The organism is Bradyrhizobium sp. CCBAU 25338 (assembly GCF_028128965.1).
Classification (GTDB): Bacteria; Pseudomonadota; Alphaproteobacteria; order Rhizobiales; family Xanthobacteraceae; genus Bradyrhizobium; species Bradyrhizobium liaoningense.
Genome location: NZ_LFKY01000036.1, coordinates 174,735 through 201,098, shown reverse-complemented (window position 1 = coordinate 201,098; position 26,364 = coordinate 174,735). Strand labels below are relative to the sequence as shown.

The 26,364-nt window shown below is 64.9% G+C and carries 24 protein-coding genes; 13 read left to right on the top strand and 11 right to left on the bottom strand.

Annotation, left to right across the window (positions count from 1 at the left end):
• Positions 1-61: 61 nt before the first annotated feature.
• The 5 genes from ACM42_RS17590 to ACM42_RS17570 all read left to right on the top strand — a co-directional run bounded on the left by ACM42_RS17590 (position 62) and on the right by ACM42_RS17570 (position 6,820).
• On the top strand, positions 62-1,963 hold the full coding sequence (locus tag ACM42_RS17590; RefSeq protein WP_271529133.1) for a potassium transporter Kup: 1,902 nt from the start codon (positions 62-64) through the stop codon (positions 1,961-1,963).
• A gap of 140 nt (positions 1,964-2,103) precedes the next feature.
• On the top strand, positions 2,104-4,032 hold the full coding sequence (locus tag ACM42_RS17585; protein WP_271529132.1) for a potassium transporter Kup: 1,929 nt from the start codon (positions 2,104-2,106) through the stop codon (positions 4,030-4,032).
• A 157-nt stretch (positions 4,033-4,189) separates the two neighbouring features.
• Entirely contained in the window at positions 4,190-4,516 is a 327-nt protein-coding gene (locus tag ACM42_RS17580) for a rhodanese-like domain-containing protein (RefSeq protein WP_028178566.1), read from the top strand.
• Between the two features lie 8 nt (positions 4,517-4,524).
• Positions 4,525-5,700 (top strand): aminotransferase, encoded by a 1,176-nt coding sequence (locus ACM42_RS17575; RefSeq protein WP_271529131.1) that lies wholly within the window; start codon positions 4,525-4,527, stop codon positions 5,698-5,700.
• Between the two features lie 7 nt (positions 5,701-5,707).
• On the top strand, positions 5,708-6,820 hold the full coding sequence (locus tag ACM42_RS17570) for a polyamine ABC transporter substrate-binding protein (RefSeq protein WP_271529130.1): 1,113 nt from the start codon (positions 5,708-5,710) through the stop codon (positions 6,818-6,820).
• Positions 6,821-6,957: 137 nt separating this feature from the next.
• Here the strand turns inward: ACM42_RS17570 and ACM42_RS17565 are convergent, their stop codons facing one another.
• The 6 genes from ACM42_RS17565 to ACM42_RS17540 form a co-directional block, all read right to left on the bottom strand.
• Complete coding sequence (locus tag ACM42_RS17565) at positions 6,958-7,890, bottom strand: lipid A biosynthesis lauroyl acyltransferase (RefSeq protein ID WP_271529129.1); 933 nt, start codon at positions 7,888-7,890, stop codon at positions 6,958-6,960.
• Positions 7,891-7,898: 8 nt separating this feature from the next.
• Complete coding sequence (locus ACM42_RS17560; RefSeq protein ID WP_271529128.1) at positions 7,899-9,176, bottom strand: beta-ketoacyl-ACP synthase; 1,278 nt, start codon at positions 9,174-9,176, stop codon at positions 7,899-7,901.
• Positions 9,177-9,197: 21 nt separating this feature from the next.
• A complete protein-coding gene (locus ACM42_RS17555; protein WP_271529127.1) occupies positions 9,198-10,403 on the bottom strand; it encodes a beta-ketoacyl-ACP synthase in 1,206 nt (401 codons plus the stop codon).
• Complete coding sequence (locus tag ACM42_RS17550; RefSeq protein WP_271529126.1) at positions 10,400-10,870, bottom strand: 3-hydroxyacyl-ACP dehydratase FabZ family protein; 471 nt, start codon at positions 10,868-10,870, stop codon at positions 10,400-10,402. The genes ACM42_RS17555 and ACM42_RS17550 overlap by 4 nt, the downstream gene beginning before the upstream one ends.
• Before the next feature lie 10 nt (positions 10,871-10,880).
• Positions 10,881-11,168, bottom strand: a complete 288-nt coding sequence (locus tag ACM42_RS17545; RefSeq protein ID WP_007592476.1) for an acyl carrier protein — start codon at positions 11,166-11,168, stop codon at positions 10,881-10,883.
• A gap of 234 nt (positions 11,169-11,402) precedes the next feature.
• Complete coding sequence (locus ACM42_RS17540; protein WP_271529125.1) at positions 11,403-11,744, bottom strand: hypothetical protein; 342 nt, start codon at positions 11,742-11,744, stop codon at positions 11,403-11,405.
• A 318-nt stretch (positions 11,745-12,062) separates the two neighbouring features.
• On the opposite strand from ACM42_RS17540, the gene ACM42_RS17535 reads away from it, so the two are divergent.
• From ACM42_RS17535 to ACM42_RS17525, 3 genes are all read left to right on the top strand, one after another.
• Complete coding sequence (locus ACM42_RS17535) at positions 12,063-12,686, top strand: ParB-like protein (RefSeq protein WP_271529124.1); 624 nt, start codon at positions 12,063-12,065, stop codon at positions 12,684-12,686.
• 140 nt (positions 12,687-12,826) lie between these two features.
• Positions 12,827-12,970: a hypothetical protein gene (locus ACM42_RS17530; RefSeq protein ID WP_162832029.1), complete on the top strand. Its 144-nt coding sequence runs from the start codon at positions 12,827-12,829 to the stop codon at positions 12,968-12,970.
• A gap of 149 nt (positions 12,971-13,119) precedes the next feature.
• Positions 13,120-13,287 (top strand): hypothetical protein, encoded by a 168-nt coding sequence (locus ACM42_RS17525; RefSeq protein WP_165936397.1) that lies wholly within the window; start codon positions 13,120-13,122, stop codon positions 13,285-13,287.
• Positions 13,288-13,316: 29 nt separating this feature from the next.
• On the opposite strand, the gene ACM42_RS17520 is transcribed toward ACM42_RS17525, so the two are convergent.
• The 3 genes from ACM42_RS17520 to ACM42_RS17510 form a co-directional block, all read right to left on the bottom strand.
• Positions 13,317-13,820 (bottom strand): MgtC/SapB family protein, encoded by a 504-nt coding sequence (locus ACM42_RS17520; protein ID WP_271529123.1) that lies wholly within the window; start codon positions 13,818-13,820, stop codon positions 13,317-13,319.
• Positions 13,821-13,830: 10 nt separating this feature from the next.
• Positions 13,831-14,409 carry a peroxidase-related enzyme gene (locus ACM42_RS17515; protein WP_271529122.1) on the bottom strand — a complete coding sequence of 193 codons (579 nt, stop codon included), beginning with the start codon at positions 14,407-14,409 and terminating at the stop codon, positions 13,831-13,833.
• Positions 14,410-14,554: 145 nt separating this feature from the next.
• A complete protein-coding gene (locus tag ACM42_RS17510) occupies positions 14,555-16,294 on the bottom strand; it encodes an ATP-binding protein (RefSeq protein ID WP_271529121.1) in 1,740 nt (579 codons plus the stop codon).
• A 431-nt stretch (positions 16,295-16,725) separates the two neighbouring features.
• On the opposite strand from ACM42_RS17510, the gene ACM42_RS17505 reads away from it, so the two are divergent.
• Positions 16,726-17,694, top strand: a complete 969-nt coding sequence (locus tag ACM42_RS17505) for a catechol 2,3-dioxygenase (RefSeq protein ID WP_271529120.1) — start codon at positions 16,726-16,728, stop codon at positions 17,692-17,694.
• Positions 17,695-17,852: 158 nt separating this feature from the next.
• On the opposite strand, the gene ACM42_RS17500 is transcribed toward ACM42_RS17505, so the two are convergent.
• Positions 17,853-21,383 carry a molybdopterin cofactor-binding domain-containing protein gene (locus ACM42_RS17500; RefSeq protein ID WP_271529119.1) on the bottom strand — a complete coding sequence of 1,177 codons (3,531 nt, stop codon included), beginning with the start codon at positions 21,381-21,383 and terminating at the stop codon, positions 17,853-17,855.
• Positions 21,383-21,865, bottom strand: a complete 483-nt coding sequence (locus ACM42_RS17495; protein ID WP_271529118.1) for a (2Fe-2S)-binding protein — start codon at positions 21,863-21,865, stop codon at positions 21,383-21,385. The genes ACM42_RS17500 and ACM42_RS17495 overlap by 1 nt, the downstream gene beginning before the upstream one ends.
• A gap of 240 nt (positions 21,866-22,105) precedes the next feature.
• Between ACM42_RS17495 and ACM42_RS17490 the strand changes: the two genes are divergently transcribed.
• The 4 genes from ACM42_RS17490 to ACM42_RS17475 all read left to right on the top strand — a co-directional run bounded on the left by ACM42_RS17490 (position 22,106) and on the right by ACM42_RS17475 (position 26,347).
• Complete coding sequence (locus ACM42_RS17490; protein WP_271529274.1) at positions 22,106-23,563, top strand: 6-hydroxynicotinate reductase; 1,458 nt, start codon at positions 22,106-22,108, stop codon at positions 23,561-23,563.
• Positions 23,560-24,456, top strand: a complete 897-nt coding sequence (locus ACM42_RS17485) for a UPF0280 family protein (RefSeq protein WP_271529117.1) — start codon at positions 23,560-23,562, stop codon at positions 24,454-24,456. Before ACM42_RS17490 ends, ACM42_RS17485 begins: the two co-directional genes overlap by 4 nt.
• A gap of 26 nt (positions 24,457-24,482) precedes the next feature.
• Positions 24,483-25,067, top strand: coding sequence for an amino acid synthesis family protein (locus ACM42_RS17480; protein ID WP_024338309.1), 585 nt, complete (start codon positions 24,483-24,485; stop codon positions 25,065-25,067).
• Positions 25,068-25,144: 77 nt separating this feature from the next.
• On the top strand, positions 25,145-26,347 hold the full coding sequence (locus ACM42_RS17475; protein ID WP_271529116.1) for an ABC transporter substrate-binding protein: 1,203 nt from the start codon (positions 25,145-25,147) through the stop codon (positions 26,345-26,347).
• The last annotated feature ends 17 nt before the right edge of the window (positions 26,348-26,364 follow it).

Sequence of the window (26,364 nt, the reverse complement as noted above, 5' to 3'; positions counted from 1 at the left end):
GCGCGACGGAAGCGTCAATAGGCGCCGGATCAAATTCAGGGACGAAGCGTTTCTCACCCCCATGACGGCGAGCATCACATCGACCGAGACTCAGGACGGGCAGCCGGTCACATCAGGCTTTTGGGCCCTTACGCTCGGGAGCATCGGCGTCGTCTTCGGGGATATCGGCACCTCGCCGCTTTACGCATTTCACGAGGCCGTCAAGGGCGCGGCCCACGGCGAGCCGGTCTCGCGGGTCATCGTGCTGGGCGTGCTCTCGCTGATCCTGTGGGCGCTGCTGATCGTCGTCACCGCCAAATACGTCCTGCTGCTGCTGCGCGCCGACAACAACGGGGAGGGCGGCACGCTCTCGCTGATGGCCCTCGGCCAGCGCGCGCTCGGGCGGCGAAGCTGGGTCCTGCTCGCGCTCGGTGTGGTCGGCGCCTCCATGTTCATCGGCGATTCCATGATCACGCCGGCGATCTCGGTCCTCTCGGCGGTCCAGGGCCTCAAGCTCGCGACGCCCGCGCTCGAGCACTATGTCGTGCCGCTCACCGTCCTCATTCTGGTGCTGCTGTTTGCTGTCCAGAGCAAGGGAACCGCATTGGTCGCCTCGGCCTTCGGGCCGGTGATGGTGGTCTGGTTCGCTGTCATTGCCGTGATGGGGGCCGTCCACATCGTCGACGACCCCACCGTTCTGGCGGCAATCAATCCCTATTACGCGGTGCAGTTCGTGCTGTCGCACGGCGTGATCGGCCTCGTGACGCTCGGCGCCGTGTTCCTGGCGGTCACGGGCGGCGAGGCGCTTTATGCCGATCTCGGCCATTTCGGCCGCAAGCCGATCCAGTCGGCCTGGATGTTTTTCGTGCTGCCCGCGCTCCTGATCAACTATTTCGGGCAGGGTGCGCTGGTGCTGTCCGATCCCAGCGCGATCGAGCACTCCTTCTATCGCATGGTGCCCGAGAGCCTGGTGCTGCCCCTGGTCGGACTTGCGACTGCCGCAACCGTGATCGCGAGCCAGGCGGTGATCACCGGCGCCTATTCGCTGGTCTACCAGGCCGTACAACTCGGGCTTCTGCCGCGTTTCGAGGTGCGCTACACCTCCGAATCCCACGCGGGCCAGATCTATCTGCCCCGCGTGAACCGCCTATTGCTGATCGGTGTGATGCTGCTGGTGCTGCTGTTCCACACCCCCAGCAATCTGGCCTCGGCCTACGGCATTGCGGTCTCCACCACCATGGTCGCCGATGGCATCATGGGCTTCGTCGTGATCTGGAAGTTGTGGAACTGGCGCGCGGCGACGGCTGCGGCCGTGATCGTCCCCTTCGTCATCGTCGATTTGAGCTTCTTCAGCGCCAACCTGCTCAAGCTGCTCGAAGGCGCCTGGGTGCCGCTGCTGTTCGGCGTCCTCATGGCGGGGACGATCTGGACCTGGCGCAAGGGCTCTGCAATCCTGATCCAGAAGACGCGACGGATCGAGGTGCCGCTGGACGATCTGATCCGGAGCCTGGAGAAGCGGCCGCCGCACATCGTCAAGGGCACGGCGGTGTTCCTCACCAGCGATCCGGCCTTCGTGCCGACCGCGCTGCTGCACAATCTCAAGCACAACAAGGTGCTGCATGAGCACAACGTGATCCTGACCATCGAGACCGCGCATACGCCGCGGGTCGATCTGTCGGAGCGGTTCAGGATGGAGAAGATCAGCGACAAGTTCTCCAAGGTCCGTCTGCGCTTCGGCTATATGGAGCAGCCGAACGTGCCGAAGGCGCTCGCCATCGCGCGCAAACAGGGCTGGCAGTTCGACATCATGTCGACGTCGTTCTTCGTGTCGCGGAGATCGCTGAAGGCCTCGGCGCAGTCGGGCATGCCGCTGTGGCAGGACCATTTGTTCATCGCGCTCAGCCGGTCAGCCAATGACGCCACCGACTATTTCCAGATTCCCACCGGGCGGGTGGTTGAAGTCGGAACCCAAGTCACTATTTGAACGCAACTGGCAAACCCATGCAAAATTGGCATGGCTATGGTCCGGAATCGGCCTAGGCTATGCCGGCAGCGCAGGCCTATAAGCCGCGCGCTCTTCCGCCGTTGTGCCGTGAAGCATTGTAGAGGCCATTGGGCTCTTCCATGACCAGTGACGTAGTAGTTCCCGCCCCGGAAACGGCGGCGGTCAATGGGCATGGTGAGGCCCACACCACCGCTGGTTTCGGTGCGCTGACGCTCGGCAGCATCGGCGTCGTCTATGGCGATATCGGCACCAGCCCGCTCTACGCGTTCCGCGAGGCGGTGACGGCGGCTTCGGGGCACGAGGGCCTGCCGACGGCTGCGGCCGTGCTCGGCGTGCTCTCGCTGATCCTGTGGGCGCTCATCATCGTGGTGACCCTCAAATATGTCGTGATCCTGCTCCGCGCCGACAACAACGGCGAGGGCGGCACGCTGGCGCTGATGGCGCTGGCCCAGCGCGCGGTGGGCACCGGCGGGTCCGCCATCGTCCTGCTCGGCATCATCTCCGGTGCCCTGTTCTACGGCGACGCCGTGATCACGCCGGCGCTCTCGGTGCTGTCGGCGATCGAAGGCATGAAGGACGTCACCCTCAAGTTCGAGCCATACATCGTCCCGCTGACCGTCGTGATCCTGGTCTGCCTGTTCGCAGTGCAGTCACGCGGCACGGCGCGCGTTGCCGCCTTCTTCGGTCCGATCATGTGCGTCTGGTTCGCCGTGTTGGCGATCGCCGCGATCCATCCGATCATCATGCAGCCGCAGGTGCTGCTCGCGCTGAACCCGCTCTATGCCGTGTCCTTCATGCTTAACCACGGCCTGATCGGCTTCGTGACGCTGGGCGCGGTGTTCCTGGCGGTCACCGGCGCCGAGGCGCTGTACGCCGACCTCGGCCATTTCGGCAAGCGGCCGATCCAGTTCGCCTGGCTCTCTATCGTGCTGCCCTCGCTGGCGCTGAACTATCTCGGGCAGGGAGCGCTTGTCCTCAGCGACCCCGGCGCGATCGTGAGCCCGTTCTTCCAGCTCTTCCCGCAAGGTCTTATCCGCGGCAGCATGGTCGTGCTGGCCACTGCCGCCACCGTCATCGCAAGCCAGGCGGTCATCACCGGCGCCTATTCGCTGACGCGGCAGGCGATCCAGCTCGGTCTGCTGCCGCGCTTTGAAATTCGCCATACGTCAGAAGCACATTCCGGCCAGATCTTCATCCCGCGCATCAACCAGTTGCTGCTGGTCGCGGTGGTGCTGCTGGTGCTTATGTTCCGCTCCTCCAGTGCCCTGGCCTCGGCCTACGGCATCTCGGTCACCGGCACCATGGTGGTCACGGCCATGATGGGCTTTGTCGTGATCTGGAAGGTCTGGCGGTGGTCGCCCTTCGCCGCCGCCGCTCTCATTGCGCCATTCCTGTTCCTCGACCTCACGTTCCTCTCCGCCAACCTGCTCAAGGTCTTCGAGGGCGGCTGGGTGCCGCTGGCGCTCGGCGCGCTCATGATCATCCTGATGTACACGTGGCGGCGCGGCAGCCGGCTCTTGTTCGAGAAGTCGCGCAAGCTCGAGTTCCCGCTCGCCGACCTCGTGGCCATGCTGGAGAAGCGGCCGCCCCAGCGCGTGCCTGGAACCGCGGTGTTCCTGACCTCGGACCCAATCAGCGCGCCGACCGCGCTGATGCATAGTCTGAAGCACTACAAGGTGCTGCACGAGAAGAACGTCATTCTCACCATCGAGACCGCGCAGACCCCGCGCATCGATCCGTCCGAGCGCGTCAGGCTGGAGCAGATCTCACCGACCTTCTCCAAGGTGACGCTGAAGTTCGGCTTCATGGAATCGCCAAACGTGCCGAAGGCGCTGGCGATCGCCCGCAAGCTGGGCTGGCAGTTCGACATCATGTCGACCTCGTTCTTCCTGTCGCGCCGTGCGCTGAAGCCCGCCGTCCATTCCGGCATGCCGCGGTGGCAGGACCGGCTGTTCATCTCGCTCAGCCGCTCCGCCAACGACGCCACCGACTATTTCCAGATCCCCTCCGGCCGCGTGGTCGAGGTCGGCACGCAGGTGACGATCTAAGGCGGGGATTCGCAGCGGACTTCAAGTCGCTGCGATTTAGCTTTAACTTGCGCCGGGCGGCTCAAGCCTTTGCAGCGCTTGATTTTCGCCTCCCGAGAGGCGAGGTTGCCGCCCGGCGGGGTCGCCCCGGCATGCGCCTGCGACGTTGGAGGATGATGTGGCAAATCAAGTACAGGATCTGACCCCGGACGAGGTTTCCAAGGGTGTCGCGGAAGGGCGCTATCTGCTCGTCGACGTTCGCGAGCCGAACGAGGTTCAGGCCGAGGCCTATCCCTACGGTGTCGTGGTGCCGCTCTCGACTTTCGATCCCAAGGCGATTCCCGATCCCGCCGGCAAGGAGGTCGTGTTCGCCTGCCGCTCGGGAAAACGCTCCGTGACGGCCTCGCTGGCGGCGCAGGCGGCGGGCCTTCCTTACAACAAGCATCTGGCCGGCGGCATGCTGGGCTGGAAGGCGGCGGGGCTCCCCAGCAAGGTCGGTGGCTGATCGGCTCGATGTCCAATTCTTCCTTGAACAAGGTCTTTGCCGACCTTCCCGTCACCATCTTCGAGGCGATGTCGCAGGCCGCCCGCGACAACAATGCCATCAATCTCGGCCAGGGCTTTCCCGACGATCCCGGCCCTGAGGACATCCGCCGCGCCGCGGCCGAGGTCTCGCTGAACGGCTACAACCAGTACCCGTCGATGATGGGCTTGCCGGAGCTGCGCCAGGCAATCGCGACCCATTATGGCCACTGGCACGGCCTCACGCTCGATCCGATGAGCGAAGTGATGGTCACCTCGGGCGGCACAGAGGCGCTGACCTCGGCGATCCTCGCGGTGGTCCAGCCCGGCGACGAGGTGGTCTGCTTCCAGCCGGTCTATGATTCCTATCTGCCCATCATCCGCCAGGCGGGCGGCATTCCGCGCCTGGTCCGTCTCGAGCCGCCGCACTGGCGGCTGAATGAGGACATGCTGAAAAGCGTCTTCAATTCAAAGACCAAGGCGGTGCTGTTCAACAATCCCTTGAATCCGTCCGCGGTGGTCTATCCGCGCGAGGACCTCGAGCTGCTGGCGCGCTATTGCCAGGAGTTCGACGTCATCGCGATCTGCGACGAGGTCTGGGAGCACGTCACCTTCGACGAGCACAAGCACGTCCCGCTCATCACCATTCCCGGCATGCGCGAGCGCACCATCAAGGTCGGCTCGGCCGGCAAGATCTTCTCGCTGACCGGGTGGAAGATCGGCTTCGTCTGCGCGGCACCGCCCTTGCTGCGCGTCGCCGCCAAGGTGCACCAGTTCCTGACCTTCACCACCGCGCCGAACCTGCAGGCCGCCGTCGCCTACGGCCTCGGCAAGTCCGACGACTACTTCCTGTCGATGCGCAAGAATCTGACGCGGAGCAGGGACCGCCTGACCAGGGGGCTGGAGAGCCTCGGGTTCCCCGTACTGAAGTCGCAAGGCACCTACTTCCTCACCGTGGACCTGTCACCGCTCGGGCTGAACGAGAGCGACACGGAATTCTGCTGGCGCATCGTGAAAGACTACAAGGTTGCGGCGATCCCGGTCTCGGCCTTCTACGAGCAGGACCCCGTAACCTCGGTGGTGCGGTTCTGCTTCGCCAAGAAGGACGAGACGCTCGACACCGCGCTGGAGCGGCTGTCCGACGCGGTGCGCGGGCGCAAGAGGTAGACGAGAGATGACGAGCGTCAGCCGCTCCGGGTTTCGCCTCGGTGTTGCAATCGCCGCGGCGCTGACGTTGCTTTCGCCCCCGGCAGGGGCCGAGGAGCGCGTCGTCAACTTCTACAACTGGTCCAACTACATGGCGCCGGATGTCCTGGAGGCTTTCACCAGGGAGACCGGCATCAAGGTGGTCTACGACACCTTCGATGCCAACGAGACCCTGGAGACGCGCCTGATGGCCGGCAAGTCCGGCTACGACGTCGTGGTGCCCACGGCGTACTTCCTCCAGCGCCAGATCAAGGCCAACATCTTCCAGAAGCTCGACAAGTCGAAGCTGCCGAACCTCAGCAATGCCTGGCCGGTGGTGACGCAGCGTCTCGGCATCTACGATCCCGGCAACGTCTACGCCGCCAACTACATGTGGGGCACGACGGGCATCGGCTACAACGTCGCCAAGGTGAAGCAGATCCTCGGACCGGACGCGAAGATCGACAGCTGGGACATCGTCTTCAAGCCGGAGAACCTCGCCAAGTTCAAAGACTGCGGCGTGCACATGCTCGACTCCGCCGACGACATCTTTCCGGCGGCGCTGAACTATCTCGGGCTCGATCCGAACTCGACCAAGCAGGCGGACCTGGAGAAGGCCGCCGATGCCGTGGCGAAAGTCCGTCCCTTCGTGCGCAAGTTCCACTCCTCCGAATACCTGAGCGCGCTCGCCACCGGCGAGATCTGCTTCGTGGTCGGCTGGTCCGGCGACATCATGCAGGCCCGTGCCCGCGCGGCCGAAGCCAAGAGCGGCATCGAGATCGGCTACGCGATTCCCAAAGAGGGCGCGCAGATGTTCTTTGACAATCTCGCGATCCCCGCCGACGCCAAGAACGTCGCTGAAGCCTACGCGCTGATCAATTATCTCTACCGCCCTGATGTCGCCGCCAAGAACTCGGACTTCCTGTCCTACGCCAATGGCAACCTTGCCAGCCAGAAGCTGGTCGATCCGAAGATCCTTGGCGACAAGAACATCTATCCGGACGAGGCGACGCTCTCGAAGCTGTTCGTCATCACGGCGCGCGAGCCGGCGACGCAGCGGATCATCAACCGGCTCTGGACCAAGGTGAAGACGGGGCGCTGAGCGGCTGAGACGGAGCAGACGCTCCCTTGCTCAGCTGTCATGCCCGGGCTTGTCCCGGGCATCCACGTCTTTCCTGCCGCGTGGCGATGCGTGGATGGCCGGGACGGGCCCGGCCAAGACGGCAGGAGTTGCGCCGGCTACCGCCACCTTCGGTGCAGCCACAGCCACTGCTCCGGATGCTCGCGCACCCAGCTCTCCACCACGCTGGTGATCGCCTGCGTCGTGCCCTGGATGTCGATCTTGCCGTCCGCATCGCGCACCGGCTTGATCTCTTCGGTCAGCTCGCCGCGGAAGCGGCCGCCGGGCAGGCGGATGATGCGCACGCCATGGATCGGGCATTCGACCTGGCGGAGCAGGCGCGCCAGCATCGGATTGGCGCGGGTCTTGCGACCGAAGAACGTGACCTCGACGCCGGCGGTGAGGTACTGGTCGATCAGCATGGCGACGTGCTTGCCGTCCTTGAGCGCCTGCGCGAGCCGCAGGGGCGCGTCGCGGCCGGCCGGGATCAGTGTGCCCATGTTGACCTGACGCATCTCCTGGATGATGCGATCGGCCGAGGCGATGTTCGGCCGGCGATAGAGGATCGCGGTATCCAGTCCATGGGCGACGGCGGCGAGCGCCGGCAATTCCCAATTGGCCAGATGCGCGGCGAAGATCAGCGCCGGCCTGCCGTCATCGCGGATCTGATCGAACAGCTCGATGCTGCGCTCGGACAATTCGATCCGGCTCTTCTCCGGATGGTCGCGATCGTAGTCCCAGACGCGGTCCATATGGGCGAATTCGGCGCCGACGCGGCCGAGATTCTCCCAGACGCCCATCAGGATCTGTTCGATCTCCTCCGGCGATTTCTCCGGAAAGGCGGCGGAGAGATTGGCGCGGCCGATGCGGTGCTCGCGCAGGCGCGGGCCGATCAGCTTTACGGCGCGCGCGAAAAAGTCCGAGGTCTTGACCGGATCGAAATAGCGCGTGGTGCGCAGCATCGCGACCGTCGCCGCGCCGATCAGGCTTCCGCCGAGCGATTTGGCAGCCCCCCGCGCGCGGGCCTTCATGCTCGCAGGAAGCAGCGACATGCGTCCGGTCAGGCCGGTTCGCGGGTCAGGATCAGCGAGGCGTTCTGACCGCCGAAGCCGAACGAATTCGACATCACCGCGGTCACGCGGGCGTCGCGCGCCTTGTTGCCGACGACGTTGAACAGGATCGCGGGATCAGGAATGTCGTAGTTGATCGTTGGCGGAATGCGCTGATGCTCGAGCGTCAGCAGCGAGAAGATCGCCTCCACCCCGCCGGCGGCCGAGATGGTGTGGCCGACCATGGACTTGTTGGAGGTGACCGGAATCTTCTGCGCGAGCTCGCCGAACACCGCCGATGTCGTGTTGAACTCCATCTTGTCGTTTTCGGGTGTCGAGGTGCCGTGCGCGTTGATGTGGTCGATCTGGTCCGGCGTCATGCCGGCATCGGCCAGCGTCTTGTTCATGCAGCCGATGATCGGCTTGCCGTCGGGCGAGGAGCGGGTGCGATGGAAGGAATCGGTGAGCTCGCCGCATCCGGCAATCACGCCGAGGATCTTCGCGCCGCGCGCAGTCGCCGCCTCGTAGCTTTCGAGCACCAGTGCGCCGGCGCCTTCGGCCATCACAAAACCATCGCGGTTCTTGGAGAAGGGGCGGGAGGCCGCCTGCGGCGGATTGTTCTGGGTCGACAGCGCCGAAAGCAGCGAGAAGCGCACCAGCGCTTCCGGGTTCACGGTGCCGTCGGTGGCGACGCACAGCGCGGCATCGGTCTCTCCGCGGCGGATCGCCTCGACGCCGAGCTGGATCGAGGTCGCACCCGAGGCGCAGGCCGTGGACAGCGAGATCGGCGAACCCTTGGTGCCGAACGTCTCGGCGAGAGATGCGGCGACCGAGCCGAACATGAAGCGATGATGGTAGGCGCTGTACTTGCCGCCGCCGGAAATGCGCAACAAGTCGTCATAGTTGATGTCGAGCTGGCCGACGGCGCGACCCAGTTCGCGACGTTGCGGCCATTCGACCTCGACCGGCGCAACGGCAAGAAAAAGGGGACCCGGGAAATCGGCCTTGGCGCCAATGCCGGCCTGCTCCAGCGCTTCCTGGGTCGCGATCTCGGCCATCCGCTCGGACAGGGCGGTGGAGGAGAACGGATCGACGCTGACGAAATCGACCGTGCCCGCCATCGTGGTCTTCAGGCCGTCGATCGGAAAACGCGTGATGGTGCGGATGCCGGATTCGCCGGCGACGAGCTTCGCCCAATTGTCGGTCTTGCCGGCACCGAGCGACGTCAAGATGCCCATGCCGGTGACGACGACGACGGGGCGCCCGAATTTGTCGCGTGCTGCACTCATGTCGATCCCCGCTTGAGCTAACTAAACTGCCTCGACCAGCGCCATGCCTTCGCCGCGCCAGTGTCCAGCTCCCACCACCACAATCTGGGTTGGTGCCCCCTGCATTTCAATCTCGGTGCCGGTCGAATCGTTCGGCGGGAACAGCGCACTGCGCGAGATCGACAGCGCGGCGAGCGCAATTCCGAGCGGGAATTGCGTCTCCATGGCGTGGCCGAACACCGTGCCGGTCGAGCGCACCGGAAAGTCGGCATGGCTCTTCAGGAAGCCGCGCTCTTCCGAGGTCGCGGGCTCGGCGCCGGTCGCTCCGGTGATGATGGCGCCCTTGCCCTCGCGCTTCGGCAGCTTGGCCCACAGCTTCTCCAGCGTCGCGGCCATGTCGCCGGGCCGCTTACGTTTGGCGAGGTCCGCGACGACGCTCGACAATTTTGCGAACGGCTTTGCGCCGCGTGCTTCCGCATGCGCCTTCGATTCCAGCACCAGGAAGGCGCCGGCGGAGCCGAGCGCGAAGCCGGCGTGGTCCTTGCGTGCCCACACGGGAGCGAACTTGTTCTTGAGGTTGAAGTCGCCGAATTCGTAGAGGACCAACAGGTCCTTGCGCTCGCCATTGTGCGAGCCGCCGACCAGCGCGATGTCGCTCTCGCCCGAGGCGATGCGCGCAAGCGCAATGCGGACGGCATCGGCGCCGGCGACCTCTTCGCCCATGAAAGTGCGCGAAGTGCCCCCCAAGCCGTGCACGATGGCGATGTTGCCGGCGAGCAGGTTGGAGAGCTGGGCCAAAAACAGCGTCGGCCTGAGATCGCTCATCAAGCGCTCGTTGAGGAAGCCGGGCGCGTTGGCGCCCTTGGCCTCGGCCGTCAGCACGCCGCTGTCGACGTTGAGATCGCGCTCTCCGCCGCCGGCGGCGACGACCATGTCGATCTTCGACAGGATGTCCTTGTTGCCCTTGATGCCGGCGGAATCGAGCGCAAGACCTGCGGCGTAGGTGCCGATGCGCTGCCAGGCTTCCATCTGGCGCTGGTCGCCCTTCTTCGGGATCTGGCTGTCGAAGGCAACGGGCATCAGCGGATGCACGATGTAGGGTGCAAAGCCCTTCTCGTCGACATTGATTCGCTTCTCTTGAAGCGCGGCCCAGTTGGCGTCGAGACCCTCGCCGAGCGAGGTGGCCAACCCAATGCCGGTGATCCAGACCTCGGTCTGGCCAGGCTTCGAAGCGGGAGTGTCAATCATGTCGATACGGCCTGTAGCGGAAATCCGACGCGCTTGGCGATCGCGTCCATGTGCGAGCGCATATCCGCATTGGGGAAGGGGATCAGCGTGAAGGTGAGCGCCGAATTGGCGCGCAGCTTGCCGCCGACGCTGATCTTGGCTTCGGTCATCGCATAGCCGGAGCCTTCATGGGTCAGGCGCGCCTCGATGCTCATGAGATCGCCGGGGAAGACCGAGCCGCGGACCTTGGCCTCCTTCACGGCGGCCAGGATCGGCATACGCTCGAACTTGAACACGCCGAGTTGAAGCCAGCCCGAGGCCTGCGCCATCGATTCGATCAGAAGCACGCCGGGCATCAACGGATAGCCCGGGAAGTGCCCCTCGAAGATGGTGCTTTCCTTCGGGACCTGCGCTTCGACGACGATCGTCTTCTCGTCGACCTTGAGGTCGACGATGCGATCGATCATGTGGAAGTATTCGAGTTGCATGACTGCGCCCTTAGGCGCTCGCGCCCTTGGCCGCAACCAGTTCGTCGATGCGGGCGCACAGGTTCTTCAGCACGAAATACTGCTCGGTGGTCGCCTTGCCGTCGTTGACCTCCTGAGTCCACTTCTCCAGCGGCAGCTTGATGCCGAACTGCTTGTCGATCGCGAACGCGATGTCCAGAAAATCGAGGCTGTCGATGCCGAGGTCATCGATGGCATGGCTATCCGGCGTGATCGTGTCGCGGGGGATGTCGCAGGTTTCAGCGATGATCGTGGCGACCTGATCGAATGTGGAAGACATCACTAAGCCTTTGATATATTGCGGGTATTTGTCAGATTGTCCAGAGTGGCACGGTGGGTGGGCATCGCGCCCCGAATGACGCCCTCAAACCCCCCTCTGGCCGGGTCGAAAGCCCGTATATCGGAGCGCCGCCCTGAGTTCAATGGAGCCGGGCAGGCCAAGGGGATCGCAAAGGGACAGGCTGGGGACGCCCACCGGGACCCTTCCGCCGGGCGGCCAGCGGCGGGCCGGTCCCTAAATATGCGGCGTTGTGATCTTGACGCAGTCGCGGCGTCCCATCAGCACGCAATCCTGGGTCCGGCGCAGGTCGGCGATGCTGACCGCGAGCCAGATCCCGATCGCGGTCAGCGCGATGGTGAAGGCCAGCGCAGCGATGTTGGCAAGCATGCGCTGGCGGAAATTGTCGGGTTCGGCCCGGGGCCGCTCGTAGCGCGACAGGTCCAGCCGCTCGGGAGCGACGCGCAACGGTTGTACGGTGCCGCTGCCGCGCTGGGCCGCCGTGGACGGCGAGGTGCGCGGCCTGAACTGGAGCACCCGGTGCTCGTCATCCGAGCTTATGGGCCGCTGGTTGTTCATGGGGCGGGGATCACTCCGAAGCAGCGATTCAGATAGCATACGTGACGAGCGCGTTGCAGAAAATCTTCTCAATGCTCGCGTGCATTTGTGCATTTGCACTATTTCTGCATGGGCCGGTTTGGAGCCGTCCGGGAACCGGCCGTCGCGGCCGTGCGCGGGCTGCGCCGCAACGACAGGGATCACAACGGCCACGGAGTTCGGCCCTTCGTCCCGCCAGTACCGACTTGTGATCTCAACGCCCTTTCCGAACGCATTTTGGCGCCGCGGGGCCCATGGCATAGTCGCGGGAAGCCGGGGCCATCTGAGGACCTATCGATCATGACCAATACGCGCGAGCCGCGAGTGCATCCTGTCCCGATCCTGTCGCTGCGGCCGACGCAGATGACGGTCGGCATGCGGGAGGTCAGGGAGAAGCGCAAGCGCTGGCGCGAGCGCGACGAGGAGAAGCAGGCTGATCTGCTCGGCAAGCACATGATCCCCGTCGTCTGCGGCCCCGACTCGCGCTACTACGTGATTGATCATCATCATCTCGGCCGCGCGCTGCACGATGAAGGCGTCAAGGAGGTGTTGGTGACCATCGTCGGCGACCTCAGGATGGTCGAGCGCGAGGCCTTCTGGGGCGTCATGGACAACAAGCGCTGGGTCTACCCCTACGACGCCAAGGGCGAGCGGCGATCGTTCCGCGACCTGCCGAAATCGGTCGCCGACCTCAAGGACGATCCGTTTCGCAGCCTTGCCGGCGAATTGCGCCGCATGGGCGGCTTCGCCAAAGACACCACGCCGTTCTCCGAATTTCTGTGGGCCGATTTCCTGCGCCGACAGGTCTCGCGCAAGGTGGTGGAGTCCGATTTCGACAGGGCGATCGAGAAGGCGATGGCCGCTGCCAGAAGCAAGAATGCCATCTATCTGCCCGGCTGGTGCGGTCCGGAGGACGATGACTAGGGCCGTGGCGCCCTTCGGCACCACCAATCGCACCACAATCACGGTCGCTTGAGCGAAATCACTTTCCCGTCTCCATGAAGCGGTCCTGAAACAGGGGCACCCCATCTCTTTGGGGTATCGAGCTTACACAGGAGGCCGGAATGCGCCGTCTGGTTCTTGCCATTGCCTTGCTCGCCGTCGCCTCAGCAGGGATTTCGGCATCGTTTGCCGCAGTTCACCACGCCAAGACATTGACATTTGCCGAGCGTTTTGCCCCGGCGCTCGAGTTGATGACAAAGCGCTAGCGGCCTGGCGGTCCGGGCAGGCTTGATCTTCCGCAAAATTGCGGCGGCGGCCGGCGGCTATGGTCCGCCTGCATGATTGCCGAAGCAGCGTTGCGTCCCGATGTCGTGGGCGAGGTGGGCTCCAGGTCATGCTGACCGGAGACATGGCCATGAGCATCATCTTTCGCATCCTCTTCGTCATCGCGGGCGCGGTCACCGCGCTGTTCGTTGCGCGCGATGCCCTGAACTTCACGATCATCCAGACCTTCGTTGCGATTCTGCTCGTGACCGCCATTCTGGGCGCTGGAAGTCTCTGGAGCCTGCGGCGGAAGACGTGAGCGAGGCCACCTGGACGATCTGATGATCGCTAGCCGCTATTGCGGGGACCCGCAGACGGCGGGCTCTGCGGCCGGTGCGGATCCTCCTTGCCGCCGAGGGCGCGATGCAGCCAGCGCTCGATGCGGCGGCCGATCGTGAGCAGTACGAAGGCGACAGCCAGCGCGACCAGGACGATCTTCCATTGCCCGGCGCCGCAGGCAATGCCGAGACAGGCGGCGAGAAAGGTGCAGGCCGCGCTGGTCAGGCCTCGCACGCGAAAGCGGTCGCTCTCGTGGACGATGACTCCGGCACCGAGAAAGCCGATGCCGGTCAGGATGCCCTGGATCACACGGCTCGCCGCGTCGGTCATCTTGCCGGGCTCGGCGAACTGGACTGTGAGCAGCACGACGGTTGCGGTGGAGAGCCCGACGATGCCGAGCGTCTTCAGCCCGATCGGCTTGCTGTGCAGGTCGCGGTTGAGGCCGATCGCGCCGCCGGCGAGCGTCGCTGCGCCGAGGCGAAGCAGGATTTCGGGCCAGTCCAGCTCGGTCATGTCTTGCCCGTCACCTCTTCGGCAGTCGTCCCATCAGGTAGAACTCCTCATTCGGGCGCATGCCGGTGAAATTCGCCAGCCGGTTCGACAGTGCGAAGAAGGCGGCGATCGCGGCGATGTCCCAGACGTCGTCGTCGCTGAAGCCGTGCGGTTGGAGCACGGCGAAATCGTCCTCGGAAATCCGCTGCGCGTCAGTCGAGACCTTCATCGCGAAGTCGAGCATTGCCTTCTGCCGCGGCGTGATGTCGGCCTTACGGTAGTTCACCGCGACCTGATCGGCAATCAGCGGGTTCTTGGCGCGGATGCGCAGGATCGCACCGTGGGCGATCACGCAATATTGGCACTGGTTCGCCGCCGAAGTCGCCACCACGATCATCTCGCGCTCGGCCTTGGTGAGGCCGCCGTCCTTCTCCATCAGCGCGTCGTGATAGGCGAAGAAGGCGCGGAACTCGTCTGGACGATAGGCCAGCGTCAAGAACACGTTCGGCACGAAGCCGCTCTTCTCCTGCACGGCGAGAAGCCGCGTGCGGATGTCCTCGGGCAGCGTTTCGAGGGCGGGTGCGGGGAAGCGTTGCGTGGCTTTTGTCATGGGCATGGTTCCGGCTTCGGGCCGGCAACCATAGTCGATGCGGGTGGCAGGCTCAATCTGGCGGGCCGAGTTGGCCGCGACGGAAGCGCCAGCCATGAACGACGCCAGATCTTCCGTCGCAATGGCGATGTGGATGGAGCGAAGCTTACCGCAGCGGCTTCTTCAACAGCGAGAAGCGGTCCGGATCGAGCCCCATCGATGGTTGCAGCATCGGGGCATCGACGCTGGACATCATCTTTGCCGGCGGCGCCGAGAACACCGGGTCGTTCGGCACGTCGCGCTGCGAGGTGGCGCCGCGCCAGCGCTCGAGCACGGCGCTGACGAAGTGCATGTCGTGGCCGGAGGTGACGGACGGCACGCTGCTGATGGTGGCCTCGCCGCGCGGCAATTGGTGCGGAGGCACCTCCTTGAAGCGCAGGCGCGTCGGCAGCGCAACGCCTTCGCCGAAGGCCAGCACTTCACGCGTGCCGAGCGACGGCACGAAGGAGAGCAGGTTTGCGGCGGCGTCCGACACTGCGGCGCGCAGCAGCGCCTGGTCGCGGTCGTTGGCGAGGCGCATCGTGAACAGCGTATTGCACTGGGAGATGATGGTGGCGTCGAGCTCTGCGGGGCGCTGGGTGATGAGGCCGAGATAGACGCCGTATTTGCGACCCTCCTTGGCGATGCGCGACACCGCTTTGCGGGTCGGCCCGAAGCCGACGTTGCGGTCGGCGGAGGCATAGCGGTGGGCTTCCTCGCAGACGAACAGCAGCGGCGAGACGCCGTCGCTCCACAGGCCGAAGTCGAAGGCCATGCGGCACAGCACCGAGACGACGGAATCGATGACTTCGGCCGGGAAGCCGGCGAGTTGCATCACCGTCATCGGCTTGCCGTTGGCCGGCAGGCGGAACAGATGGCTGATCACCTCGGCCATGGTGTCGCCGCCGACATTGGCGTTGTCGAACATGAAGGCGTAGCGCGGGTCGTTGCGCACGGCCTCGATGCGCGAGATCAGCTTGTGATAGATGATGCGCGAGGAGCGGTTTTCGAGCTTGCCCATGCGCTCGTCGATCAGCGACAACAGGTCGACCAGGCGATAGGGCACCGGGGTGTCGACCGTGTAGCCGATCTGCTTGGGATCGATGCGCTTGAGGCCGATGCGGTCGGCGTTCTGGTACTGGGTGTAGACGCCCTTGGCGAGCGGGATCACCTCGGCGAGGATGTCGAGCTCCTCCGGCACGCCGGCGCGGCCGCCGAACAGCACGTCGACGATCTCCTCGAAGTTGAACAGCCAGAACGGCAGCTTCAGGTTTCGGGGGTTGAGCACCAGCGCGCGGTCGCCGAAGCAGCGGCCATATTCGTTGTGCACGTCGAGCAGGAAGATGCGCAGGTTGGGCCGCGCCTTCAGGATCTCGTTGAGTAGGAGCGAGACGCCAGTCGATTTGCCGACGCCGGTCGAGCCCAGCACGGCAAAATGCTTGGACAGCATCTCCTCGACATCGACATAGGCGACGACGGAGCGGTCCTGCTGGAGGAAACCCACATTGATCTGATCCGACCCGGTCGGCGCGTAGATCGTGCGCAGCTCCTGGCTGGTGATCAGGTCGACGGCATCGCCGATGGTCGGATAGTTGGTGACGCCGCGCTGGAATTTGGCCTTGTCCGCGGCGTTGAGGATCTCGCCGAGCAGGTCGACCGAGGCGATGGCGATGTAGCCGTCGGAGCTCGACAGATTCTCGCAGGAGACCTCGGTGATCATCGCAACGATGACCGAGCTGGCGCAGCGAATGCTGACGAAACGGCCGACGGTCGCCCGAACCTCCGAGATCGGCATCTGGCTTGTCGCCAATAGCCCGACCCGGGCGAGCGACCCGCGAACCGAAATCACGCGTCCAAAGGATGTCACGATGAATGAACCCGGCAAGAGCAAGGGATTTGCACCGGACTATGCGCGGCCGTCGCTGGACAAAGGGTTAAACGCCGGGCGCGCCCGCTCCGTTAAATCCGCGGCAATTCGGCCAATGGGTTTGGTCCTGATGCATACTTATGGGCGGAATCGCCGGGAAACTGCTGCTTTTCCGGGCCGATGCGTCGGGCCGGCCTTAAGGAAGACTTTACCATTCAGGCGGGCGACCGCCCGTTTGGAAGACCCGCCGGTCCCGGCCGGGCCGTCATTTGCAGGGGGCGCGGTAGCTTGATTTGTTGACGAGACCTAATCATTTGTACATTAGTACAAATAAATTCGCTGCCACCGGCGCCTTGCGGGGCGTCGTTGCGCCCCGCGTTCAATCGCGCCGTCCGGTGAGGCGGATCGTAGCGACGTCCCTGGAGGAAATCATGCAGCCCGAACCAATCCTCGATCTCGCCCATCTTGGCCACATGGAGCTGTTGACCCCGAAGCCCGACGAGAGCCTGAAATTCTTCGTCGATGTCATGGGCATGACCGTCAGCGGACGACAAGGCGAGTCGGTCTACTTGCGCGGCTGGGACGACTACGAGCGCTATTCGCTCAAGCTCACGGCGTCGAAGACCTCGGGCATGGGTCACATGGCGCTGCGCGCGCGCAGCCAGCAGGCGCTGGAGCGCCGCGTTGCCGCGCTGAAAGGATCCGGCTTCGACATCGGCTGGATCGACGGCGACATGGGGCAGGGGCCGACCTTCCGCTGCCGCGATCCCGACGGCCACATCGTCGAGCTCTATTACGAGACCGAATGGTATCAGGCGCCGCCGGAACTCAAGCCCGCGCTGAAGAACCAGGCGCAGCGCTTTCCGGCCCGCGGCGTCAATGTCCGCCGTCTCGACCATCTCAACTGCCTCGCCGTCGACATCAAGGCGAATCGCGAGTTCTTCGAGACTTATCTCGGTTGCCGTCTCACCGAGCAGATCGTGCTCAATGACGGCCGCGAGGCTGCGATGTGGCTGACGATGTCGAACAAGAGCTACGACTTCGCCTATTCGCTCGACCATTCCGGCGTGCCGGGCCGCTTCCACCACGTCACCTATGCGCTCGACAGCCGCGAGGAGATTCTGCGCGCTGCCGACATCTTCCTGGAGAACGGCGTGCACATCGAGACCGGCCCCCACAAGCACGCGATCCAGCAGACTTTCTTTCTCTATGTTTACGAGCCCGGCGGCAATCGCGTCGAAGTCGCCAATGCCGGCGCGCGCCTCATCCTCGCGCCGGATTGGAAGCCGATCGTGTGGACCGAGGAGGAGCGCAAGAAGGGCCAGGCCTGGGGATTGAAGACGATCGAGTCGTTCCACACCCATGGCACGCCGCCGGTGGAGGTGAAGAAGCACGGCTAGTGTTACACTTCTCTAGTGTTACACTTCTCTAGTGTTACACTTCTGACGTTCCACTCACACGGTGTCATTCCGGGGCGACGCGAAGCGGCGAGCCCGGAATCTATAACCCCGTTTCGTGATTATGGATTCCGGGCTCCCTCGGAATGACGGTCATATCGTCAATGCGCTGGCGCCCGCACGCGCGCGATCGTCTCGCGCAGGTTGGTCCATGCCGGCTTGTCAGGTGCAAACTGCCTACGGAGGAACGTGACGAGCTCCTCGACCTGCGTGTCGCTCATGCTGTTCTTGAAGGCGGGCATGAAGCCGAGATCGCTTGTGACCGGTTCGGCGATCCCATGCAGGATCACCTGGACCAGATTGTCCGCCGTCGCGCTGTGCAGGTTGCTGTTCAGCGCGAGCGAGGGGCGAGTGCCGAACAGCGGCAGGCCGCCGACCTCGTGGCAGACGGCGCATGCGCCCTGGTAGAGGCGCCCGCCGGTGGAGGACGCGACGGTGACCCGTGTCGCGTTCTCAAGCCTGGTGGCGAGTGCTTCCTGTGCCTGCCGGTCGGTCGCGGCGTCGTTGAACGAGTTGAGGTAGACCGCCATCGCACGGATGTCCTGGTCGGGCAGGGCCTTGAGGTCCCGGACGATCGGTGCCATCGGACCGGCCGCCACGCCGTGATAGCGCGAATGGCCAGTGCGGAGATAGGCGAAAAGCTCATCCTCGCTCCACGGGATCGGTGCCTGCGAGACTGAGGTCAGCGCCGGTGCCTCCCAGCCCTCGGCAAAGCCGCCGGCGAGATAGGCTGCGCGCTGCTCGGCGCCGAGCGCGTTGCGCGGCGAATGGCAGGCGCTGCAATGGCCGAGGCTCTCGACCAGGTAGGCGCCGCGATTCCAGAGCTCGGACCGGTCGGGATCGGGCTTGAACTCGCGCCTTTGGTGGAACAGCGCGTTCCAGCCCGCGAGCAGCGGGCGAAGATTGAATGGGAATGTTAGCGCATTCGCTGGCGCCGTCGCGCGCACCGCAGGCTGCGCCATCAGGTAAGCGTAGAGCGCCTGCATGTCGGCGTCGCTGGTCTTGGCGAAATGCGTGTAGGGAAAGGCGGGATAGAGCTGCCGCCCATCACGGTGCAACCCGTCACGCATGGCGCGCTCGAAGGCGGGATAGGACCAGGCGCCGATGCCGGTCTCGACGTCGGACGTGATGTTGGTCGCGTAGATCGTGCCGAACGGCGTTTCAAGCGCGCGGCCGCCCGCGTTGAGCGCGCCGCCGGCCGAGGTGTGGCACTCCGCGCAATTGCCGAGCGCTGCGAGCAGCTCTCCGCGCGCGATCGTCGCCGCGGAATAGACTGACGCGTCGGGGCGCGCGATGGGTGCAATCGCACGCCCGGGCAGCAGCGCCGCGCCGACGCCGATTGCAGCTGTGCAGAGAGCCGCAATGGTCGCGAAGACGCCGGCGCGTTTTGCGAACGGGTTTTGCCAGATGCGGGCCGGCTGCGACGCCGCGGGAGCGGGCAGGGCCTGTGGTGTCGCCGGTGCATCGCCGTGCAGCCCTTTCAGGATGCGCTCGGGCGTGAATGGCGGCTCGCGAAAGCGCACGCCGGTGGCATCGAAGATCGCGTTGGCGATCGCCGCCGCGCTCGGCACCGAGGCGGATTCGCCGACGCCGAGCGGTGGCTGATCCTGACGCGGCAGCATCAGGACGTCGATCCTGGGCACGTCGGGGAAGGGGATGATGGGATAGGCGCCCCATTCGCGCGCCGCCACCGCGCCGCGCTCGAACGAAACCTCCTCCATCAGCGCGCGGCTGGTGGACTGGATGACGTTGCCATGGATCTGGTGGCGCACGCCGTCCGGATTGATCATCAGGCCGGAGTCCTGGCCCGCGACGACGCGCGTGACGCTGACATCGCCGGTCGTCTTGTTCACCGCGACGTCGGCGACCCAGGCCGACCACGCCGCGCCATAGCCGGGAAACTTGCTGTGGACATAAAGCGCGTAGGCAAAGCCGCGCCCGTGCACGACCTCGCCGTCCTTCTCCTCGCGGACCGGCCGCGGCGTCCACCCCGCACGTTCGGCCACTGCATTGACCAGGTCGATCGCGCGCTGGTCCTTGAGATAGCGCAGCCGATATTCGATCGGATCGACGCCGGCCTCGGTTGCGGCCTCGTCGATGTAGGATTCATGCGCAAAGGTGTTCGGCAGTGCCGAGACGCCGCGGAACCAGGAGGCGCGCACGATCGGCGGCATGTCATGGGCGACGACGCGCATGTGGTCGTAGTCGTAGGGCGGGATCGCTGTGCGGTCGCCCATCTGAAGCACGGCCGGATCGGGCGAGATGCGGCCGGTCAGCAGCAGCGCCAGAGTCGGCGCGGCGTTCGAGGGATAGCGCGTTGCGAGATCGTAACCGGCAATGCCGCCGTCGGCATCGAGCCCGCCGTTGACGTCGATGAGCTGCGCGGTGCCTTTGGGTTCCCAGGCGTGCTCCTGCTCGCGTGTCAATTGCACGCGCACGGGCCGGCCGACCGCGCGTGACAGCAGCAGCGCGTCGGCGGTGACGTCGTCGGCACAGTTGCGGCCGTAGCAGCCGGCGGCTTCCAGCCGGATCACCTCGATCTCGCTCTCGGGACGTTCGATCAGGAACGCAAGATCGCCGCGCAGCACGTGCGGGTTCTGCGTGCCCGACCAGACGCGGATATTGCCGTCCCTGTAGTCGGCGACGGCACAGGACGGGCCGATCGAGGCGTGCATCTGATATGGCCAGACATAAGTGCGCTGCATCGGCCTGGCAGCGCCCGATATCGCCTTGTCGACGTCGCCCTTGTCGATCAGCGTGCGCGGCGTCGATGGATTGGCGCGCAGCGCGGTTTCGACGTCGGCAAGGTCGGTGAGGGTTGGCGTCGGCTTCCAGCTCACCTCGAGCCGCTCTGCCGCGCGGATCGCATTCTCCTCGCGCTCGGCGACAATGCCGACAAAATCGCCGATGCGAACCACGGCTATGAGGCCGGGAATGTCGCCCACCGAAGATTCATCGACATCGAGTAGGCTGGTGCCGACGAACGGTCCGGCATCGACGCCGGCATAGGGCGGCCGCACCACGCGGCCGTGCAGCATGCCGGGCACGCGGATGTCGTGCACGAAGGTGAGCTCGCCCGTGGCCTTGGCGGGCATATCCACGCGCGGCATCGACTGGCCGACGATCGCGTAGTCGCCGACAGGTTTGACCGCGACATCGTCGGCAAGCTCGAGCCGGATCTCTTCGCCGCCGATCAGCTCGCCATAACTGACGCTGCGGTTGTCGTGCCCGCGCACGAGGCCGTCCTCGATCCGCAACTCAGAGGCCGGCAGCTCCAGCCGCTCGGCCGCGCGCGCGATCAGGAAGTGCCTCGCCTGCGCCGCGGCCTTGCGCAGGGGCACGGCTGTGATCTGGATGGTTTCGCTGGCGATCGTCGGACCCTGGTTCGGCACCACCGACGTGTCGCCGAGCACGACCACGACGCGCGCAAAGGAAACGTCGAGCTCTTCGGCGACGATCTGGCCAAGGGCGGTGCGGATGCCGGTGCCGAGATCGACATGGCCGTTATAGGCCGTGACCGCCCCGTCCGCGGTGATGCGGACGAAGGTCTCGGATGTGACCTCGTCCACGGTGCGGGCGACGACGAGCGAACCCGATGGCCGCTCAGCTCCGTTCGAAACAGGGGAGGCCATCAGTCCGCGGCCTCGGCGAGCTGGCCGGATGCGCGCATCACCGCGCGCAGGATCTCGACATGGGTGCCGCAGCGGCAGAGATTGTAGCGCAGCGCCGCCAGCGCCTCCTGTTCGGTCGGCCGCGGATTGATCGCGAGCAGCGCCTTGGTGGTCATGATCATGCCGTTGAGGCAATAGCCGCATTGTGCGGCCTGCTCGTCGATGAAGGCCTGTTGCACCACATCAGGCTTGTCGCGGGTGCCAAGTCCTTCGAGCGTCACGATGTCGCGGCCGGCGCAGCCGCTCACCGGAATCACACAGGAGCGTGCCGCCGCGCCGTCGATCAGGACAGTACAGGTGCCGCATTCGCCGAGGCCGCAACCATATTTTGGGCCATTGAGCGCGAGCTCGTTGCGCAACACATAGAGCAGCGGCGTCTGGCGCTCCGCCGTGACTTCGTGGATCCTGCCGTTCACGGTGAGGCGGATCGGTGTCTGCGTCATCCTCGTTCCCAAGCGCGCGTAAAACTCTACGTGGCGACGATACCGTTTGTACACAAACGTGCAAGCGGTGCATGCCGCACTGCAGCGCGGTTGCCTTCTTTGTGGACAGGGCCGATAGGCAAATGAGGTTTTATGCGGCAGCCGCATCTTTTGCGTTGCACCGCCGCTTGACAGCGCCAGGGGACCGCGCGCAACATTGTTCGTGTACGAATGATAACCGCAGTGGCCGCCGGCTCCGACATGGTGACTGAAACGACGAGCGCCGTCATCGACAAGATCCGCTGCGATGCTTGTCCGGTGATGTGCTACATCAAGCCGGGCGCCGCGGGTGCCTGTGACCGCTACGCCAATCACGACGGCAAGCTCGTCCGTGTCGATCCGCATGTGATCCTGGAGCGCACGGTCTCGCATGGCGGCAAGCTGGTCCCATTCAGCCGCACCGAAGACTGGGACGGCAAGATCGTCCACGAACCCTCGACCTTCGTGACCGCGATCGGCGCGGGCACGACCTATCCCGACTACAAGCCGGCGCCGTTCATCGTTTCCGCGGAAGTCGACGGCGTCGACATGGTGACTGTCGTCACCGAGGGCATCTTCTCCTATTGCGGCGTCAAGGTGAAGATCGACACCGATCGCTATCTCGGCCCTGAAGCCGCGACCGTCCGCGCGCAGGGCGAGGCGGTTGGCCATGTCACGACCAGCGAATATGGCTCGCAGATGCTGTCGCTCGGCGGCGTGCATCATCTCACCGGTGGTTCCAAGAAGGAAGGCCGCGTCACCTGCGACACGCTGATGGATCTCGCCAATTGCAAGGCGGTCGAGCTGACCATTGACGGTGGCGCCACCGTGGTGGTGCAGGCCGGCCAGCCGCCGATCGTCAACGGCATGAAGGAAGAGCGCATGCGCGTCGGCTGCGGCTCGGCGACGATCGGCATGTTCGCCAAGCAATGGCACGGCAAGGTCGATGAGGTTGTCGTGGTCGACGACCACATCACCGGTGTGCTCTCGGAGCATCAGGCCGGCAAGCTTCTCGACATCGCCGACACCGGCATCAAGATGAAGGGCCGGCGCTCGACGCCCGGCCGCTATTTCCAGGTCGCCGATCCCGGCACGGGCTGGGGCGGCACCAACATTTCCGATCCCTTGTCGATCCTCGGGCCGTTCGATGCCAAGGAAGCGAAGCCCGGCCTGACCATGCTGATGGTCTCCACCACGGGCGAGCATTCGTCGTACTACGTGCTCGACGAAGCCTTGAAGCCGATCGAGACCGAGATGCCGGCCGAGTTGAGATTCTCGGTCGAGCGGATCCAGGAAAACTGCGAGCCCGCGCTGTGCACCGTGCTGTTCATGGCCGGCGCCGGCGGCTCGCTGCGTGCCGGTGTCACCGACAATCCGGTGCGACTGACGCGTTCGGTGAAGGATGCGCTGACGCGCGTCACCAGCGGCGGCGCGCCGGTCTATGTCTGGCCCGGTGGCGGCATCACCTACATGGTCGACGTGACGCAGATGCCGTCAGGCGCGTTCGGTTATGTGCCGACGCCGGCGCTGGTCGCGCCGATCGAGTTCACGATGAAGCTGTCCGACTACGCCGCGCTCGGCGGCCACATGGATTATGTGAAGCCGCTCTCCGAGGTGCAGAACGGCGACGATGTCCGCCAGTTGCCCTGGCATCACCCGATTCCGGGGCGCCGGACATGACGAGGCGCCCGCAAATCGCATTGCTGTCTGATGGCCGGCGGCTGCATTTGCAGGATGGACCGATTGATCTGATCGTGGAGGCGAGGGGGCGTGCGGACGAGGTGCGCGCGGCCTATGAGGCTGCGGCGCGCCGGTTCACCGGGCTTCTCGACGAGCTATGCGCGGAATTGACTGAACTGCGTGCGGATGCTGCGACGAGAACTTCGCTGACCGGCGCCGTCGCGCGTCGTATGCATGCCGCTGTCGCGCCCTATGCTGCCGATTGCTTCATCACGCCGATGGCGGCTGTTGCCGGCAGCGTGGCCGAGGAGATTCTGGACGCGATGCTGCGCGCTGCGGCGCTTGACCGGGCTTACGTCAACAATGGTGGCGACATCGCGCTTCATCTCGCTGAAGGCACGCATTTTTCGGTCGGCCTGATGGATCGGCCCGACCGCAACGGCGTGATGCGGACGATGAGGATCGATGCAGATGACCCGGTGCGCGGCGTCGCGACCAGCGGACGCCACGGCCGCAGCTTTTCGCTCGGCATCGCCGACGCGGTGACGGTGCTGGCGGCGACCGCATCGCGAGCCGACGCGGCAGCGACGATCATCGCCAATGCCGTCGATCTGCCTGGGCATCCCGCCATCATCCGCAGACCCGCGAACGAGCTTCAACCCGACAGCGATCTGGGCGCGCGCCTCGTCACCCGCGATGTCGGCGAACTGTCTCACGATGAGATCGCCGCCGCGCTCGAATCTGGCGCGGAATGTGCACGGCATTTATTCGATCGTCGACTGATCGAGGGTGCCGTGTTGCAGCTTTGTGGTGATATGCTTGTCATCGGACCGAAAGATATTGAACGGCAAGAAGCGCGCCCGCTCACGCTGGAGAACGCGGTTCATGCCTGAACAGGGAAGAGCTTGAGGACGCAATCATGAGCGCGATCATCCGCAAGATCGTCACAGTCGTCGAAGAGACGCAAATGGAGATGGGCCGGCAGGTCTCGCCGCCGACCCGGCGCGCGGCTGCGATTGCCGTCATCGAGAATCCGTTTGCCGGAAAATACGTCGAGGATTTGTCGCCGCTGATCGCGATCGGCGAGGAACTGGGCGAGCTCTTGTCGAAGCGTGCGGTGGCCGCGCTCGGCATCGATGGCGCCAAGGCGCAGAGCTATGGCAAGGCCGCCGCCGTCGGCGAGAACGGCGAGTTGGAGCATGCCGCCGCCATCCTCCACCCCAAGATGGGCGCGCCGGTGCGTAAAGTGCTGGGCAAGGGCGCCGCTCTGATCCCTTCTTCGAAGAAGCGTAGCGGCCCGGGCACGACGCTGGACATTCCGCTCGGGCACAAGGATGCTGCCTTCGTGCGCAGTCACTTCGACGGCATGGAAGTGCAGATCAACGACGCGCCGCGCGCCAACGAGATCATGGTCGCGGTCGCCGTCACCGACAGCGGCCGTCCGCTGCCGCGCGTCGGCGGGCTGACGGTCGCGGAGATCAAGGGCGAAGACGGTCTGAGATAGAGCATGATCCGGAAAAGTGGAAACCGGTTTTCCGATGAGATCATGCTCAAGAAGTAGATTTCAAACTGGAGGTTGGGATGCGAGCAAGAAATACTATCGTCGGCGCGGCCTTCGCGCTTCTGGCGAGCGGCATGGCTCATTCGGCCCTGGCGCAGGACATCAAGATCGGCGAGATCAACAGCTACTCGCTGCTGCCGGCGTTCACCGAGCCCTATCGCAAGGGCTGGCAGCTTGCGGTCGAGGAGATCAATGCGGCAGGCGGCATCAACGGCAAGAAGCTTGTCGTCATTTCCAAGGATGATGGCGGCAAGCCGGCCGACGCGCAGACCGCGGCCAACGAGCTCGTCTCGAGCGAAGGCGTTGCGATGCTCGCAGGCACCTTCCTGTCCAACATCGGCCTCGCGGTCAGCGACTTCGCCAACCAGAAGAAGGTGTTCTTCCTCGCGGCCGAGCCGCTGACGGACGCCATCACCTGGTCCAAGGGCAACAAGTACACCTTCCGCCTGCGTCCCTCCAACTACATGCAGGCGGCGATGCTGGTCGAGGCGGCTGCGAAGCTGCCGGCCAAGCGCTGGGCCACGATCGCGCCGAACTACGAATACGGCCAGTCGGCGGTCGCCGTGTTCAAGAAGCTGATGTCGGAGAAGCGTCCCGACATCCAGTGGGTCGACGAACAGTGGCCGCCGCAGGGCAAGATCGACGCAGGTCCCGTGGTGCAGGCGGTGGCCGCCGCCAATCCCGAAGCGATCCTCAACGTCACCTTCGGCGCCGACCTCGTGAAGCTCGTGCGCGAAGGCAACACCCGCGGCCTGTTCAAGGGGCGCGAGGTCGTCTCGTTCCTCACGGGCGAGCCCGAATATCTCGATCCGCTCAAGGACGAGACGCCGGAGGGCTGGATCGTCACCGGCTATCCCTGGTACTCGATCAAGACGCCCGAGCATGACGCGTTCCTCAAGGCCTATCAGGCCAAGTACAATGACTATCCGCGTCTCGGTTCGATCGTCGGCTACCAGACCATCAAGTCGGCCGCCGCCATTCTCGCGAAGGCCGGCTCGACCGATCCGGAGAAGCTGATTGCCGCGGCGGAAGGGCTGTCCATGCCGTCGCCGTTCGGCGAGATCACGTTCCGCAAGATCGACCACCAGTCGACGCTCGGCGCCTTTGTCGGCAAGACCGCGCTGAAGGATGGCAAGGGCGTGATGGTGGACTCGTCTTACAAGAAGGGCGCGGACTATCTGCCGAGCGACGCCGAAGTCGCGAAGCTGCGCCCGAAAGATTGATGCAAGAGAGACCGGGG

What these genes read in the sequence shown, in the direction of transcription:
- ACM42_RS17570 (WP_271529130.1), top strand. Translation starts at nt 5,708, where the DNA reads ATGACGAGCGTCAGCCGCTCCGGGTTTCGCCTCGGTGTTGCAATCGCC.
- ACM42_RS17495 (WP_271529118.1), bottom strand. Translation starts at nt 21,865, where the DNA reads ATGACGCAGACACCGATCCGCCTCACCGTGAACGGCAGGATCCACGAA.
- ACM42_RS17550 (WP_271529126.1), bottom strand. Translation starts at nt 10,870, where the DNA reads ATGCAACTCGAATACTTCCACATGATCGATCGCATCGTCGACCTCAAG.
- ACM42_RS17565 (WP_271529129.1), bottom strand. Translation starts at nt 7,890, where the DNA reads ATGTCGCTGCTTCCTGCGAGCATGAAGGCCCGCGCGCGGGGGGCTGCC.
- ACM42_RS17515 (WP_271529122.1), bottom strand. Translation starts at nt 14,409, where the DNA reads ATGACAAAAGCCACGCAACGCTTCCCCGCACCCGCCCTCGAAACGCTG.
- ACM42_RS17585 (WP_271529132.1), top strand. Translation starts at nt 2,104, where the DNA reads ATGACCAGTGACGTAGTAGTTCCCGCCCCGGAAACGGCGGCGGTCAAT.
- ACM42_RS17485 (WP_271529117.1), top strand. Translation starts at nt 23,560, where the DNA reads ATGACGAGGCGCCCGCAAATCGCATTGCTGTCTGATGGCCGGCGGCTG.
- ACM42_RS17525 (WP_165936397.1), top strand. Translation starts at nt 13,120, where the DNA reads ATGAGCATCATCTTTCGCATCCTCTTCGTCATCGCGGGCGCGGTCACC.
- ACM42_RS17575 (WP_271529131.1), top strand. Translation starts at nt 4,525, where the DNA reads ATGTCCAATTCTTCCTTGAACAAGGTCTTTGCCGACCTTCCCGTCACC.
- ACM42_RS17500 (WP_271529119.1), bottom strand. Translation starts at nt 21,383, where the DNA reads ATGGCCTCCCCTGTTTCGAACGGAGCTGAGCGGCCATCGGGTTCGCTC.
- ACM42_RS17590 (WP_271529133.1), top strand. Translation starts at nt 62, where the DNA reads ATGACGGCGAGCATCACATCGACCGAGACTCAGGACGGGCAGCCGGTC.
- ACM42_RS17535 (WP_271529124.1), top strand. Translation starts at nt 12,063, where the DNA reads ATGACCAATACGCGCGAGCCGCGAGTGCATCCTGTCCCGATCCTGTCG.
- ACM42_RS17540 (WP_271529125.1), bottom strand. Translation starts at nt 11,744, where the DNA reads ATGAACAACCAGCGGCCCATAAGCTCGGATGACGAGCACCGGGTGCTC.
- ACM42_RS17555 (WP_271529127.1), bottom strand. Translation starts at nt 10,403, where the DNA reads ATGATTGACACTCCCGCTTCGAAGCCTGGCCAGACCGAGGTCTGGATC.
- ACM42_RS17520 (WP_271529123.1), bottom strand. Translation starts at nt 13,820, where the DNA reads ATGACCGAGCTGGACTGGCCCGAAATCCTGCTTCGCCTCGGCGCAGCG.
- ACM42_RS17490 (WP_271529274.1), top strand. Translation starts at nt 22,106, where the DNA reads ATGGTGACTGAAACGACGAGCGCCGTCATCGACAAGATCCGCTGCGAT.
- ACM42_RS17560 (WP_271529128.1), bottom strand. Translation starts at nt 9,176, where the DNA reads ATGAGTGCAGCACGCGACAAATTCGGGCGCCCCGTCGTCGTCGTCACC.
- ACM42_RS17480 (WP_024338309.1), top strand. Translation starts at nt 24,483, where the DNA reads ATGAGCGCGATCATCCGCAAGATCGTCACAGTCGTCGAAGAGACGCAA.
- ACM42_RS17505 (WP_271529120.1), top strand. Translation starts at nt 16,726, where the DNA reads ATGCAGCCCGAACCAATCCTCGATCTCGCCCATCTTGGCCACATGGAG.
- ACM42_RS17475 (WP_271529116.1), top strand. Translation starts at nt 25,145, where the DNA reads ATGCGAGCAAGAAATACTATCGTCGGCGCGGCCTTCGCGCTTCTGGCG.
- ACM42_RS17545 (WP_007592476.1), bottom strand. Translation starts at nt 11,168, where the DNA reads ATGTCTTCCACATTCGATCAGGTCGCCACGATCATCGCTGAAACCTGC.
- ACM42_RS17530 (WP_162832029.1), top strand. Translation starts at nt 12,827, where the DNA reads ATGCGCCGTCTGGTTCTTGCCATTGCCTTGCTCGCCGTCGCCTCAGCA.